This is a genomic window from Streptomyces sp. PTL18 (assembly GCF_059510295.1).
The window spans coordinates 325,440-338,061 of the sequence record NZ_JCAJZO010000007.1 but is presented as its reverse complement, the minus strand read 5'-3'; the positions used below and the strand labels follow the sequence as shown (position 1 = coordinate 338,061).

The 12,622-nt window shown below is 70.9% G+C and carries 13 protein-coding genes and 1 pseudogene; 4 read left to right on the top strand and 10 right to left on the bottom strand.

What is annotated here, in order from left to right; translation table 11 throughout:
* Positions 1-121: 121 nt before the first annotated feature.
* The 3 genes and pseudogenes from AC5WS8_RS16845 to AC5WS8_RS16835 form a co-directional block, all read right to left on the bottom strand.
* A pseudogene (locus AC5WS8_RS16845) lies at positions 122-352 on the bottom strand (LysE family transporter); the annotation flags it as partial.
* Positions 353-884: 532 nt separating this feature from the next.
* Complete coding sequence (locus AC5WS8_RS16840) at positions 885-1,247, bottom strand: hypothetical protein (RefSeq protein ID WP_124439674.1); 363 nt, start codon at positions 1,245-1,247, stop codon at positions 885-887.
* Positions 1,244-2,494, bottom strand: coding sequence for a helix-turn-helix transcriptional regulator (locus tag AC5WS8_RS16835; protein ID WP_496104188.1), 1,251 nt, complete (start codon positions 2,492-2,494; stop codon positions 1,244-1,246). Before AC5WS8_RS16835 ends, AC5WS8_RS16840 begins: the two co-directional genes overlap by 4 nt.
* A 79-nt stretch (positions 2,495-2,573) precedes the next feature.
* Between AC5WS8_RS16835 and AC5WS8_RS16830 the strand changes: the two genes are divergently transcribed.
* The 3 genes from AC5WS8_RS16830 to AC5WS8_RS16820 all read left to right on the top strand — a co-directional run bounded on the left by AC5WS8_RS16830 (position 2,574) and on the right by AC5WS8_RS16820 (position 4,207).
* Entirely contained in the window at positions 2,574-3,032 is a 459-nt protein-coding gene (locus AC5WS8_RS16830; RefSeq protein ID WP_496104187.1) for a hypothetical protein, read from the top strand.
* A 364-nt stretch (positions 3,033-3,396) separates the two neighbouring features.
* Entirely contained in the window at positions 3,397-3,627 is a 231-nt protein-coding gene (locus AC5WS8_RS16825; protein ID WP_496104186.1) for a DUF397 domain-containing protein, read from the top strand.
* Between the two features lie 208 nt (positions 3,628-3,835).
* Positions 3,836-4,207: a hypothetical protein gene (locus AC5WS8_RS16820; RefSeq protein ID WP_496104185.1), complete on the top strand. Its 372-nt coding sequence runs from the start codon at positions 3,836-3,838 to the stop codon at positions 4,205-4,207.
* Between the two features lie 380 nt (positions 4,208-4,587).
* Here AC5WS8_RS16820 and leuE read toward each other — a convergent pair whose 3' ends face one another.
* Together leuE and AC5WS8_RS16810 are read right to left on the bottom strand one after the other, a co-directional pair.
* Complete coding sequence (leuE, locus tag AC5WS8_RS16815; RefSeq protein WP_496104184.1) at positions 4,588-5,241, bottom strand: leucine efflux protein LeuE; 654 nt, start codon at positions 5,239-5,241, stop codon at positions 4,588-4,590.
* A 51-nt stretch (positions 5,242-5,292) separates the two neighbouring features.
* Positions 5,293-6,873 (bottom strand): acyl-CoA mutase large subunit family protein, encoded by a 1,581-nt coding sequence (locus tag AC5WS8_RS16810; RefSeq protein WP_496104183.1) that lies wholly within the window; start codon positions 6,871-6,873, stop codon positions 5,293-5,295.
* Positions 6,874-7,117: 244 nt separating this feature from the next.
* Between AC5WS8_RS16810 and AC5WS8_RS16805 the strand changes: the two genes are divergently transcribed.
* Complete coding sequence (locus tag AC5WS8_RS16805) at positions 7,118-7,966, top strand: L,D-transpeptidase family protein (RefSeq protein ID WP_496104182.1); 849 nt, start codon at positions 7,118-7,120, stop codon at positions 7,964-7,966.
* Positions 7,967-8,190: 224 nt separating this feature from the next.
* Here the strand turns inward: AC5WS8_RS16805 and AC5WS8_RS16800 are convergent, their stop codons facing one another.
* The 5 genes from AC5WS8_RS16800 to AC5WS8_RS16780 form a co-directional block, all read right to left on the bottom strand.
* The gene (locus AC5WS8_RS16800; RefSeq protein WP_496104181.1) at positions 8,191-9,276 is read right to left on the bottom strand and encodes a hypothetical protein; all 1,086 of its coding nucleotides are present in this window, start codon (positions 9,274-9,276) and stop codon (positions 8,191-8,193) included.
* Positions 9,276-9,950, bottom strand: coding sequence for an RNA polymerase sigma factor (locus AC5WS8_RS16795; RefSeq protein ID WP_496104180.1), 675 nt, complete (start codon positions 9,948-9,950; stop codon positions 9,276-9,278). Before AC5WS8_RS16795 ends, AC5WS8_RS16800 begins: the two co-directional genes overlap by 1 nt.
* Before the next feature lie 452 nt (positions 9,951-10,402).
* Positions 10,403-11,236, bottom strand: a complete 834-nt coding sequence (locus AC5WS8_RS16790) for a hypothetical protein (RefSeq protein WP_496104179.1) — start codon at positions 11,234-11,236, stop codon at positions 10,403-10,405.
* A 49-nt stretch (positions 11,237-11,285) separates the two neighbouring features.
* Positions 11,286-11,918: an RNA polymerase sigma factor gene (locus tag AC5WS8_RS16785; RefSeq protein ID WP_496104178.1), complete on the bottom strand. Its 633-nt coding sequence runs from the start codon at positions 11,916-11,918 to the stop codon at positions 11,286-11,288.
* 292 nt (positions 11,919-12,210) lie between these two features.
* The gene (locus tag AC5WS8_RS16780; protein WP_496104236.1) at positions 12,211-12,525 is read right to left on the bottom strand and encodes a hypothetical protein; all 315 of its coding nucleotides are present in this window, start codon (positions 12,523-12,525) and stop codon (positions 12,211-12,213) included.
* Between the last annotated feature and the right edge of the window lie 97 nt (positions 12,526-12,622).

The following is a 12,622-nucleotide window of genomic DNA, read 5'->3' as shown; positions in this document are numbered from 1 at the left end:
AGGTCGAGGCGCGGGACGACGGAACGTCGGCGAGGACGACGAAAACATGGTGTCGGTGGCTCCGGGCGACCTGCCCGAGGGCTGGACGGACCGCACCGACCGACGGTTCCGGACCTCCGCGCTACGCGCTCGCCAGCGACGGCTTGACCGCGAAGCCGAGGAACAGCAGGCCCACGGCCGAGGTGGCCCCCGCCGACAGCCGCTTGCGTCGCCGGAAGGCCGCCGCCAGGCGCGTGCCGCTGAATATCAGGGCGCTGAGGTACAGGAAGCTGGCGAGCTGTGCGAAGGCGCCGAGGACGACGAAGGACAGCGCCGGGTAGGCGTATCCCGGGTCGACGAACTGTACGAAGAACGTTCCCATGCTCCCAGAGGCACCCCGGGGCCCCAACGAATTACCGCCGCATGCAGAGCACTTGAGGCACGGCCGGAGAGAACTCCATGGGAACCGTACCGGGTTGCCTGGGGAGCCTGGTCAGCCGGTTACGCCCCGGACCAGCGCGCACGGGAAGCGGGAGCAGGCAGCTGTAGGGGTGTCGGAATCTGTCTTCACTTCCTCCAGGCGCGCCTTCGGCGCGCCGCCGGGACGGCTCGCCGCACCCCGGCCCGGCATGCGGCCTTCGGCCGGTCCGGTCCGTGGCTCACGCCCTCCAGACGCCCACGGCACCGCTCCGGCCCACGGTGTTCACCGGCCAGCACCAGGCCCGCGACGGCCACGCGTGCTCACCATGTGCCCCCAGAACAGGCCACACCGCGCAAACCCTCTGTGGCTGGGGCCGACGGCCTGCCAAGGTCTGCGCCACTACCAGGGCGAGTGGCCATCCCCGCCGAGGCTTTTTCAACTCCGACTCGCAGCTATGGCGTTTGCGGGCACAAATCGATAGGCGTTAATTCAGACTGTTCTCAATGGCCTCGAAGATGCCTGAGTCGGTTTCCTTCTGCCAGTCCGGCAGGTCGGGCCAATCGGCTACGTACCCCGGCTTCGGGTCATTGAAGTGCTTGAACATCTGCGCCGTCCAACACGTCGCGACGAACCGTCCCTTCTGCTCGCGCGAAAGGCGGGAGGCATGCCCGGCGCTCAGTTTGAGGAAATGGCGAACCTGCTCATACACGGCGCCCGCAGCCTCGCGCTCCCATTCAGGCGTCTCTTCCCACGGAGTTACGTAGCTCGGCTTGGGCTCACCAGGGAAGTGCTTCCGCACTCCAGCGATCCACGCCTCGCGAAAGACTCGCGCGCCCTCGGTCGTCATGCCATCCCCTCTCGTGATGCCGTCAGGCTGCCGATCTCGGCCTTCAACTCGGTGATACGCCGGTCACGCCCCAAGGTGCCCAGCTCGGAAGTCAGGGTCTGGAGTCTACGGGCGACGTAGCCGGACCCGGAGGCCTGCGCCAGCCGCAGGGCTTCGAGCCCGTACTGCATGACCTGCTCCAAGTCTTTCCGCTTGGCGCCGATCGCGGCCAGGTCGACAAGTACCGCGCCCCGACGCCGGAAGGAGTGGCCAGCGGCCAGAGGGGCGAGCGTCAGCGCATCCTTCAACGAGGTCTCGGCCAGGCCGAGCCGGTTGAGTTGCAAGTACCGGGCGCCTCGCTCCTCCGCCAGGCGCGAGCCATCGAAGCGCAGCCATCCGCCGTTCGACACCTGGCCGCTCAGGCTGGCCACCTTCTCGGCCTCGTCCAAAGCCTCCTCGCAGGCGTCGAAGTCGCCGAGCCAGGCGAACGCCTCAGCCTGCACGGCTGCGGCCCAGTGCTTGGTCGCAAGGCTGCTGTCTCCCCGCAGGGCGACACGGCGCGCGGCCCCAAGTGTGTCCGCGGCACGCTTGTAACGGCACTCGGAGAGGTCCACGTAGGCGCTCCGGACGAGGGCGCACGCCCAAAGGTCGTAGGCGCCAGCCTCCTTGCTCGCGCTGGCCGCAAGCGAGTACGAGGCGGCGGCATCGTGGTACCGGTTGGCGTCGAAGGCCAGCTCGCCCGCCAGCTGGAACAGGTCGCCCGCCGCGAAGCAAAGCGTCCCTGTCTGGGCCCGCCCATCGCGCAGCGCATCGTTCAAGGCAGTGAGCTGAGACTGCACTACCGGGTACACCGAGTGTTTGGCGCGGGCGAGTTGGTGGACCTGCCACAGATGGCCGTTCATGCGCCCGAAGTCGTCGCCGCTGTCCTCCAGGGCCTCCGCCTCGCCCGCAGGTATGGCAGCGACCGCACCGGACACCGCCATGAGGCGCAGAAACTCGCGTCGGATCATCTCGTCTGGGTCCCCTGGGCTGTGGTGGGCGCTCGACGCTGACCGTACGGGCTTCGGCTGTACCTCGGCTGAAGTAAGCAACACATCGAGTTCGTCAAGGTCCATCTGTAACACCTCGGCGACCTTGGGCCGCTGAGGAGGCTGGGGCTTGGATTTGCCCGTCTCCCATCGGCCTACTGTGCGCCGGTCGACGCCTACCGCGAAGGCAAACCCTTCTTGGGTGAGGCCCCGAGCCCTACGCCTGTCGGCGATGCTCATGCAGGCCCCCTTCCCGGGATCTTGCCGTGCCCAACCATGCCGCCTGTCCCATGTCCCAGAGATGTCCCAACACAGGCCCATGAACGCCGTGGTCCGCACGCCTTTCGCGCGGAACGCTGGTCTCCCTCCGGTGAAACCGCCGTCAGTCAGCGAGGGACACGCCGTGAAGACCGAGACGAGCAGATTCGAAGTGACAGCGTCGACCGAGGACGGCGTACCGATCGACGTCGAGCTGATCCGGGACAGCGCCGACGCCGCCCTCTCGGCGAGGCTCGGCACCTCGACCCGCACCGACATCGACGCCAAGACACCGGCCTTGATCGGGCACCTGCAATTGCTTCTCGGTGAGGAACTGGGCGCAGACGACGAGCTGGTCATGCAGCAATTCCGCAAGGCGTATTCGCTGCTCGACCTGAAGAACCGCCCCAGCGCGGAGGCCCCCACCTTCACGGCCTACTTCTTCATGCGCCAGGTCGCCGACCTGACGCGCCGACTCCTGTGGATCTACACCCAGAGGAGCGGGACGGGTGCAGCATGAGCCCCAAGGCACAGCAGGTGATTTACGTGATTGCCCTTCTCGGACTCATGGCCGCTCTCGCGGTCGGAATCCTCGCCGGTCCAGAGGGAAGCACAAACGTCCGCTCGGCTGGCGCCAATGGCTTCTCCAAGGGCTCATGATCGCGGCGTCCGCGTTGATCATGGCGGCCTACTGGCAACTGACCACCTGAACATCCGTCCCCGAGGTGACTCCCCGGTCGTTCCCCCACGGCCAACGCCCCTCGGGGGCGGAGCCAAGCGCCCACCCCGGCCAGGAACAGGAAGGCCGGGCCGGGGTGGGTCGGCAAGTGCACTACGGCGCGGAGACCGCATCTCCGCAACGTTGCACCAGGAAGGACTACCCGATGGACGGCAACCTCTACACCCTGCCGGCGGACGGCGTCGAGACGACGAACTTCTGCGGAGGCCCCTGCACCGAGGGCTGCGTCGACTTCGCCGCGATCCCCGGCACCACCGACTCGTACGTTGTCCGCGACTCCAAGCCCGAGGGCGCCGGCAAGGAGCTGCGGTTCACCCCAGCCGAGCTCGACGACTTCGCCCTCGGCTGGGTGAAGAACCGCGGCCTCACCGCCTGACCCTGCTACACCTCTCATCCCCGGCGGGTCGTCCTACGCGCATCAGGGCGGCCCGCCCTCCCCTCTTGGAAGGCGCGCATGAGCCGGACAGGACACTTCCACGGCTACGGCCCGTGGATCGGATCGCCCGACAGCTACCACCTGGAAGGCGACCGGCGGCCTCCGCATCCTGCCCCCCCCTGCTCCTCCCTCCTCGGACGAGGACAAGGTGGCCATCCGCATCCTTCAGCGGTACCGCGAAGTGATGGCCGAGTTCCCGACCTCGAACCTGCCGCCCATGATGTCCGGGCACTGGCTGATGAAGCGGAACCAGGCGGCCCATGAGCGCACCTGGACGGACGCCACAGCGGCTCTCGACTGGATGGTCAAGCACTTTCTTGACAACCCTCCGATGCAGCGCGAGGACGGGCGTCAGGCGTACGCGAGCCTGCACACGAGACGCGAATACGTGCTGGATGTCCTGCCGGTCGGCGTGGACGTGAGCTGGGTGTACTACAACCGGCCGGGCAATATCGTCTCGCTCAACCTGGTGTGCTGCCCGAACCGTCACCACCCCGACCTCACGTGCCCGCTCTCGTAACGTAGGACGGCCCCGCGCATGACGAAAGCCCCCACCTTGCGCGGGTGGGGGCGGGAGTCGTTCCCGAGATGGCAGCGGTCCACCCGACGAGCGTGGAACTGACCCGAGCACTCGTGTCCAAGCACAAGCGAAGTAACGAGCGGCTGACCAAGTTGGCCAAGCGGGCCGGTATCACCCTCTGAGCACCGTCACGGTGATCGGCTGCCGCTTCCGCCTACTCGGCCTACTGCCCAGAGTCGCGAACGGGGTGACGGCAGGCTCCTGGGGCTCCTTCCGGAGCCTCTCAGGCAAGCCCAGGGCTCTAGCGCCCGCTGCTGCTCCTGGGGGCTCATGCGGGCGAACACGGCCGCAGCATCGTCAAGGTGAGACATGCCAGCCCCCTACACGCTTGCCAGAGACAGCTTGACGGCGAAGCCGAGGAAGAGTAGTCCGGCGGCCGAGGTAGCCCCTGCGCTGAGCCTCCTCCGACGACGGAACGCAGCAGCCAGACGAGACCCGCCGAAGATGAGCGCGGACAGGTACAACACGCTTGCAAACTGGGCGAGTACGCCCAGAGTCACGAAGCCCACGACCGGGTTGGATTCTGACACGAACTGTACGAAGAAGGCGACGAAGAACAGGATCGCCTTCGGGTTGAACAGGCTGACGACGAGGGCACGGCGGTAGGGCCGCTCCTCGGCGGGCGCGGCCGGGGCGGCGACCGCGGCATCCTCGACGGCCCTCTCCCGCCGCGTGCGCCACATCCCCACGGCGGCCCGCAGCATTCCCACCGCCAGCCAGCTGAGATACCCGGCGCCGGCGTACTTCACGATGCCGAACAGCAGGGCGTTCGCCTGGAGCAGCGAGGCCACCCCGGCGGCCGACAGCGTCATCAGCACGGTGTCCCCGCACCACACGCCCGCCGCGGCCGTGTACCCGGCCCGCACTCCGCGCCGGGCGGCGACGGACAGCACGTACAGGGAGTTGGGGCCGGGGAGCAGGACGATGAGGACGAGTCCCGCCAGGTACGTGGGGAGATCGATGACGCCGAACATGTCAAGGAGTGTGGCACGGGGGTACGACACTCCACCCCGCCGGTACGAAGATCAGAAGACGTCCGACGGCACGTAGGTCCCCCACACCTCGCGCAGCGCGTTGCACACCTCGCCGACCGTCGCGCGGGCCTTCAGCGCCTCCTTCATCGGGTAGAGGACGTTGTCCGTGCCCTCCGCCGCCTTCTTCAACTCCTTCAGGGCCGCGTCGACCGCCGGCTGGTCGCGTTCCGCGCGCAGCCTGGCCAGGCGCTCGGCCTGCTGGGCCTCGATCGCGGGGTCGACGCGCAGCGGCTCGTACGGCTCCTCCTCGTCGAGCTGGAAGCGGTTGACACCGACCACGACCCGCTCGCCGGAGTCGGTCTCCTGGGCGATGCGGTAGGCATTGCGCTCGATCTCGTTCTTCTGGAAGCCGCGCTCGATCGCGGAGACGGCGCCGCCGAGGTCCTCCACCTTCTGCATCAGCTCCAGCGCCGCCGCCTCCACCTCGTCCGTCATCGTCTCGATGACGTAGGAGCCCGCGAAGGGGTCGACCGTGGCCGTCACGTCCGTCTCGTAGGCCAGCACCTGCTGGGTGCGCAGCGCCAGGCGCGCACTCTTGTCGGTCGGCAGCGCGATCGCCTCGTCGAAGGAGTTGGTGTGCAGCGACTGGGTGCCGCCCAGCACCGCCGCCAGGCCCTGCACCGCCACCCGCACCAGGTTCACCTCGGGCTGCTGCGCCGTCAGCTGCACCCCGGCCGTCTGGGTGTGGAAGCGCAGCATCATCGACTTGGGGTTCTTCGCCCCGAACTCCTCCTTCATCACGCGCGCCCAGATCCGGCGGGCCGCGCGGAACTTGGCGACCTCCTCCAGGATCGTCGTCCGGGCCACGAAGAAGAACGACAGGCGCGGCGCGAAGTCGTCCACGTCCATCCCCGCCGCGACCGCCGTGCGCACGTACTCGATGCCGTCCGCGAGGGTGAACGCGATCTCCTGCGCGGGGGACGCGCCCGCCTCCGCCATGTGGTAGCCGGAGATCGAGATCGTGTTCCACTTCGGGATCTCGGCCTTGCAGTACTTGAAGATGTCCGCGATCAGCCGCAGGGACGGCTTGGGCGGGAAGATGTACGTCCCGCGCGCGATGTACTCCTTCAGGACGTCGTTCTGGATCGTGCCGGTCAGCCGGCCGGCCGGCACACCCTGCTCCTCCGCCACCAGTTGGTACAGGAGCAGGAGGAGAGCGGCCGGGGCGTTGATCGTCATCGACGTGGACACCTTGTCCAGCGGGATCCCGCCGAACAGCACCCGCATGTCGTCGACCGAGTCGATCGCCACACCCACCTTGCCGACCTCGCCGTGGGCGATCGGGGCGTCGGAGTCGTGGCCCATCTGGGTGGGCAGGTCGAAGGCGACCGACAGGCCCATCGTGCCGTTGGCGATCAGCTGCTTGTACCGGGCGTTCGACTCCGTCGCCGTGCCGAAGCCGGCGTACTGGCGCATCGTCCACGGACGGCCGGTGTACATCGTCGGGTACACGCCGCGCGTGAAGGGGTACGCCCCCGGCTCGCCCAGCTTCTCGACCGGATCCCAGCCCTCGCGGGCACCCGGCCCGTACACCGGCTCGATGGGCAGTCCGGACTCCGACTCGCGCGCCATGGTGTGTGCCTCCGCGTTGCTTCGTTGCTTCGTACTCGGCTTGATGGCCTGGCTTCGTTACTCGCCAGTACAGACGTCCCTCGCGACGGACTGTAGCGGCGGCCGTGCGCGCGGTGGAATGCCGCACGCTGGGACCTTGCTCACAACCATGCCCCGTGGTTCGTCCGCGGTCACGCGCGGGGAACATCCGAGGAGATGCGATCGGACAGAGGTGTCCGGTGCGACGGCGGGGGCGGGGGCGGGTATGCGTACCAGGGGCATGGGGAAGTCGCTCGTCGCCGGGGCCGCCGTGCTCCTGGCGGCCGCCGGCTGCACGGCGCAGCCGGGGGACGCGGGCGGCGGGGACGGCGGGAACCGCTCACCGGTGCACGTCGAGGTCCCGCGCACCCCGTCCGGCACCGGGCACACCGGCTCCGGGGACGGCGCGCCGGGCGCCTCCGCGCCCGTCCCGAAGGCCTCCCCCGCCGCCCTGTGGCGGCGCGGCGACTCGGGCCGCGGGGTGCGGGAGCTGCAGGCCCGGCTGCGCCAGGTCGACTGGCTGTTCGACGGTCCGACGGGGACGTACGACGACCTGACCGAGAACGCCGTCAGGGGCTTCCAGGGCAAGCGCGGGCTGCCCCGGACGGGTGAGGTGGATTCGGCCACCTGGCAGCGCTTGCTGGCCATGACGCATGAGCCCGGCACCTGGGAGCTGTACCTGATGGGCGGGCAGTCGGCGGCGGCACCGGACCCGCGCTGTAGGACGGGCCGGGTGCTGTGCATCAGCAAGACGAGCCGGACACTGCGCTGGATGGTGGACGGACGGACGCTGTCCACGATGGCCGTGCGGTTCGGCACGGAGTCCACCCCCACTCGCGAGGGTGTGTTCCACGTCTACTGGAAGTCACGCGACCACGTGTCCACGCTCTATCACTCGCCGATGCCGTACGCGATGTTCTTCAGCGGCGGTCAGGCGGTGCACTACTCGTACGACTTCGCGGCGCGCGGCTACGCCGGGGGCTCCCACGGATGTGTGAACGTCCGGGACGAGACGGCGATCGCGGCGCTGTTCGCGCAGGTGCGCGTCGGGGACGAGGTCGTCGTCCACTGGTAGACGACCGGGCCCGGACAGATGTGGGGCGCGGGCGGGACCGGGGGAACGTGTCCCGCCCGCGCCGATGCACGAGCCGTGGGTACGGGGGGAACCCCGGCTCCATGCGACGGCCGATGACCAGTCGGCTCACTCACTACTGCGCCCCGGCCACCGAAAGTGTCACACCTCCGGCGAAGAATTTTTCCGGCGCAGCGGAACCGCAGGTCAGCGGGGCCGTCGACGGCTCAGTAGTTCTCGGCGGAGCCCAGCGCGCTGTACGTCGGGCTCGGGAAACCCGTGCGCGTCGGCACCGACCGGACCAGGCCGCGGGGGGCGGGCGGCGGAGTGAGGACCGGCGCTATGTGGCCCTCACCGTCACCGCCTCCCTCGCCGCCACCGCCACCGCCGTTGCCGTTCCCGCCGCCGTTGCCGTTCCCGCCGTTGCCATTCCCGCCGGCGCCGTTCCCGCCGTTGCCGTTCCCGCCGTTGCCGTTGCCGTTCCCGCCACGGCCCCCGCCGTGCCGGCCGGAACCCTCGTCGCCGCCGCCCAGAACGCCCTTGCAGTACGCCTTCACCCGGCCGCCGCCGCCCGCCGCGTCCGTCAGGACGCGCAGCCGCTCGGTGCCGAGGGCCTTGCCTCGGGCCATGTCACGGCAGGACGAGCGCATCTCGGTCCACCGGTCGTTGGTCCGGCCCGCGGTCCGGTCCCCGGTGTCGCCGGGCCGGTCGGTCCCGGTGGAGCCCTCGCCTGCCTCGTCGTGCGCGCCTCCCTGCCCGGGCGCGCCGGACGTGACACCCGGCCGCGGGGAGGAGAGGCTTCCGGTTCCTGCCGTGCCGGGCGTCTCGGTGACCGACGGCTGAGGGGACGTCAGCACCGGAGACACGGACGCGGCGGGGGCCGGCTCATCGCGGAACGGTGTCGGCAGCACTCCGGTTCCGGCCGCCACCGCGACTCCGCCGATCATGCCGGCGGCCACCGTGGCGGCCAGCCCGAGGCGCACCGTGCGCCACCGGCGGGCACGCCGGCCGCCCGCTGCGGGACGGCCGAGACGAACCAGACCGGCGTCGGCGGACCGGGCCGCGAACGGCGGGCGGAGCGCCGCTTCGTTGTCGTCCCGGGCCATGCCGGCGGCCCGGAACGCGGCCACCGCAGCCTCCTCGCCCGGGAGTTCCTCGCTGGTCGCAGAGGGTGTGGCGGCGAGAGCGGAAAGGGCTTCGGCGAGCCGTTCGGCGCGGGCACGCGCGGCGGCGTCGACGGCGGCGGGGGGCTCTCCACGCAGCAGACGCTCCGCCGCGTCCCTGTCCAGCCACCTGTCCTGCTCGTCGGCCATCACATGTCCTTCTGCGTCCGCGAACGCGCATGCGTCACAACGGCGGACGACACCGCACGTCTGTGCGCAGCTCGCTGGGGAGGCATGGCGCCGAGCGCGCCAGCCGATTCCGGATCCGCCTCCGGGCGCACGTCGAGCAGCTCCGCGAGCCGCTTCAGGCCGCGGTGCGCCGCCGTACGGACGGCTCCGGGGCGCTTGCCGAGGGTCTCGGCGGCGGTCTTGGCGTCGAGACCCACGACCACCCGCAGCACCACCGCCTCCGCCTGGTCCTGCGGAAGCTGGGCGATGAGGGAGAGCGTGCGGTCGGTGGCCAGGGCCTCCATGGCCTCACCGGCGGTGTCCGACTCGGCGGGCTTCCCGGTCAGTTCCGTCTCGTCGCCGCCGATCGCCGGGCGGCGGCCGCGCATCCGTATGTGGTCCAGGGCGCGGTTGCGGGCGATTCGGGCCGCCCAGCCGCGGAACCGGTCGGCGTCCCCGCTGAACCGGCCCAGGTCACGGGCGATCTGCAGCCACGCCTCCGAGGTGACGTCCTCCGCGTCCGGGTCTCCGACCAGCGTCCGCACGTATCCGAGCAGCCGCGGGTGCACCGCGCGGTACACGGTCCGGAAAGCGTTCTCGTCTCCGTCCTGTGCCGCAAGCACCGCGGCCGTCAGCTCCGCGTCGTCCCCCAGCACCCGAACTGCCCCTCTGTGCGCCTGACCCGGCCCCGCCGCACGCGGCCGCGTTCTCGCTGTCGTGTTCCTCGTCGTTGCCTGTGGTCTTCAGGCCACTCGTGGTCTGCGGCGGTTTGCATCACCCGATATTGCTGATCGTCGTGGTCGGCGCGAAAGGCACGTTACGGCGTGAAACCGCTCCGCGTCCACGCCCGTACGACCTGCAACCAAGCCGTGACGCGGTGAGGTGTGACAGAAAACGCATCCACGGCGCTGTAGAGAGTGACGGGCCGCCGCGCGGCCCGTACCGCGCGACGGCCGGGGCCTCTCCTGTGGGGGGTGGCGGCCCCGGCCGTTGCTTCGCGGCACACCCACGGCATCGGTGACGGCGCCTCACCGGGATGACCGGTTCTCCCGGAGACGGGATCGGCGGGGATGCCGCCCGCGCTCGGACCCCGTCGCGTGTCTCTTCGTTACTTGCTCTTTCCGCCCGGCCTGTGGCCGCCGCTTCCCTGCCCGTCGCCGGACGCACCGCCCGTGCCGTCACCCGTACCGGCCCCGGAATGAGTGGACTTGTGGGCGTTGTCGCCGTTTTGGCTGTTGCCTGCGTTTCCGGAGCCCCTGCCGGCGTTCCCGCCGGCGGCTCCCGGCGTGCCGTCGTTGCCCGGTGTGCTCTGCGCCGTCGCCCTCGCCAGTTGCCGGGAGCAGTACGCGTCGACCTTCCGTTCTCCGCCCGCGGCCGCGACCAGCCGCTGCCAGGCAGTGGCGTCCAGCGCCCTGCCGCGGCTCTTGACCTGCTCGTAGTCGCGGCAGTGGGCCTCGGTGTCCTGGGCGGCGGCCGGGTGGTCCGGCCGCCCCGGGCCGGTGGAGGCCGCCGCGGAGGGAACATCGCCCGCCCGGCCGGGGGCATCCGCCGACGGGTGGGCAGCGCCCCGGCCGTCCCCGGTGCCGTCCGCCGACGAGCCCGCGGAACCGATCGCCGCGACCGCGACACCACCCAGGGTCAGGCTCGCGAACGCCACGGCGAGCGTCGCCCGCAGCGGGCGCCCGGTGCGCCGCCTCTCTTCGACCCGCCAGTCGTCCCGGCGCCGGGTGCGCGCCGTGTGCGTGCCCGCGTCACGGGCGGCCCGGAACGCGGCCACGGCCCGCTGCTCGGCCACGGGGTCGATGTCGGCCACGCGTATGGCCGCGGCCAGTGCCGACTCCAGCGCGGAGCCGTCACCGATGCCCCAGGGACCGGCCACGGCTCCACCGGGGTGCACACGCCGACGGCCGGATAGTCCGCCGCCGTCCAGCTGTTCACCCATGTCCGCTTCCGTTCCTGCTAGGTCTGCCCGGCCGTTGCGCCGCCGTCGTTCACTTCGACTCCCCCAGCGTCCGGGAGGTCTCATCCGTCACACCTTCGTCCGCCGCGCCGTCGAGGCCCAGTCGGCGGGCGAGCCATTTCAGGCCCCGGTGCGCGGCGGTGCGCACCGCGCCGGGTCGCTTGCCGAGGACGCGGGCAGCGGTGGAGGCGTCCAGCCCGACGACGACGCGCAGCAGCACGGCCTCGGCCTGGTCCCGCGGGAGTTCGCGGACCAGGGCCAGCGCCCGCTCGGTCGAGAGGGACTCCAGAGCCTGGTCATGGGTGCTGTGCGGGCTGGGCAGTTCCAGTACGTCCTGTTCGAGCTCCGCCGACCGGGGCCGTACCCGCTGGCGGCGCAGATGGTCGAGCGCCCGGTGCCGGGCGATGGTCGCCGTCCAGCCGCGGAAACCGGCGCCGTCCCCCTTGAACCGCCCGAGGTCCCGGGCGATCTCCAGCCAGGCGTCCGACGCCACGTCCTCGGCCTCGTCGCCGACGATGCCGCGCAGATAGCCGAGCAGGCCCGGCTGCACGATCCGGTACGCGACCGCGAAGGCTGCTTCCTCCCCCTGCTGGGCCCGCGCGACCGCCGCGCCCAGTTCCGCGTCGTTCGCCTGTACGCGACGCGGCTGCCCTCCCTGACCCAATACTGTCCTCGCCCCATACCGAGTTCGCGGCGGGTTCGTTGCAACACCCCACGATCCACAGCGTCAGGTGTCGCAGAAGTGTCACAGCCCATCAGATGCGGCAGTCGGCGACGCCTCGGGCAGCGGTCCGGCGCAGCCGCTCGCGGACGTTGACACGCGTGACGTGGGCAGCCGCGAGCCGACCGCGTCCTCCCGCGCGTACATGCCGCTCGGCGCAGCCCCGGGAGCCCTCCGGCTCCCGGGGAGTCACGGTCGGCGCGGTCGGCTCTCGCTCCGGTCCCGTGACCGGACGTCACGCCGCCCCGCTCGCCGCGTCCCGGCACAGCAGTCGCAGCGAGCCGTCCCCGTGGTAGCAACGGCGGGCCTCGTCGATGGGGTCCCACAGGCGTCCGTCGGGTGTGCGCACCCAGTGGTCGCCCCCCGACGTCCACCACTCGCCGCCGGTCAGCCGGATCACCACCTCGCCCGCGTAGGCCCCGAACTGGCGCAGCAGGGCCTCCACGGCGGCGAACGGCGCCCCCTGATGGCTTATCTCCTCGATCGTCCGGTCCACCCGCCACAGGCTCTGCGCCGAGTAGTCGAGCCGCAGCCGGGCGCCCTCGCGCATGGTCGCGACGGCATCGGCGGCCCAGCGAACGGGCTTGGCGGCGGCGTGGGGCCTGGTCACCTCAGTTGCGTTCACACCCGGAAGAGCGCGCTCCGCC

What these genes read in the sequence shown, in the direction of transcription:
- AC5WS8_RS16835 (WP_496104188.1), bottom strand. Translation starts at nt 2,494, where the DNA reads ATGAGCATCGCCGACAGGCGTAGGGCTCGGGGCCTCACCCAAGAAGGG.
- AC5WS8_RS16810 (WP_496104183.1), bottom strand. Translation starts at nt 6,873, where the DNA reads ATGGCGCGCGAGTCGGAGTCCGGACTGCCCATCGAGCCGGTGTACGGG.
- AC5WS8_RS16830 (WP_496104187.1), top strand. Translation starts at nt 2,574, where the DNA reads ATGAACGCCGTGGTCCGCACGCCTTTCGCGCGGAACGCTGGTCTCCCT.
- AC5WS8_RS16840 (WP_124439674.1), bottom strand. Translation starts at nt 1,247, where the DNA reads ATGACGACCGAGGGCGCGCGAGTCTTTCGCGAGGCGTGGATCGCTGGA.
- AC5WS8_RS16805 (WP_496104182.1), top strand. Translation starts at nt 7,118, where the DNA reads ATGCGTACCAGGGGCATGGGGAAGTCGCTCGTCGCCGGGGCCGCCGTG.
- AC5WS8_RS16800 (WP_496104181.1), bottom strand. Translation starts at nt 9,276, where the DNA reads ATGGCCGACGAGCAGGACAGGTGGCTGGACAGGGACGCGGCGGAGCGT.
- AC5WS8_RS16780 (WP_496104236.1), bottom strand. Translation starts at nt 12,525, where the DNA reads ATGCGCGAGGGCGCCCGGCTGCGGCTCGACTACTCGGCGCAGAGCCTG.
- AC5WS8_RS16790 (WP_496104179.1), bottom strand. Translation starts at nt 11,236, where the DNA reads ATGGGTGAACAGCTGGACGGCGGCGGACTATCCGGCCGTCGGCGTGTG.
- AC5WS8_RS16825 (WP_496104186.1), top strand. Translation starts at nt 3,397, where the DNA reads ATGGACGGCAACCTCTACACCCTGCCGGCGGACGGCGTCGAGACGACG.
- leuE (WP_496104184.1), bottom strand. Translation starts at nt 5,241, where the DNA reads ATGTTCGGCGTCATCGATCTCCCCACGTACCTGGCGGGACTCGTCCTC.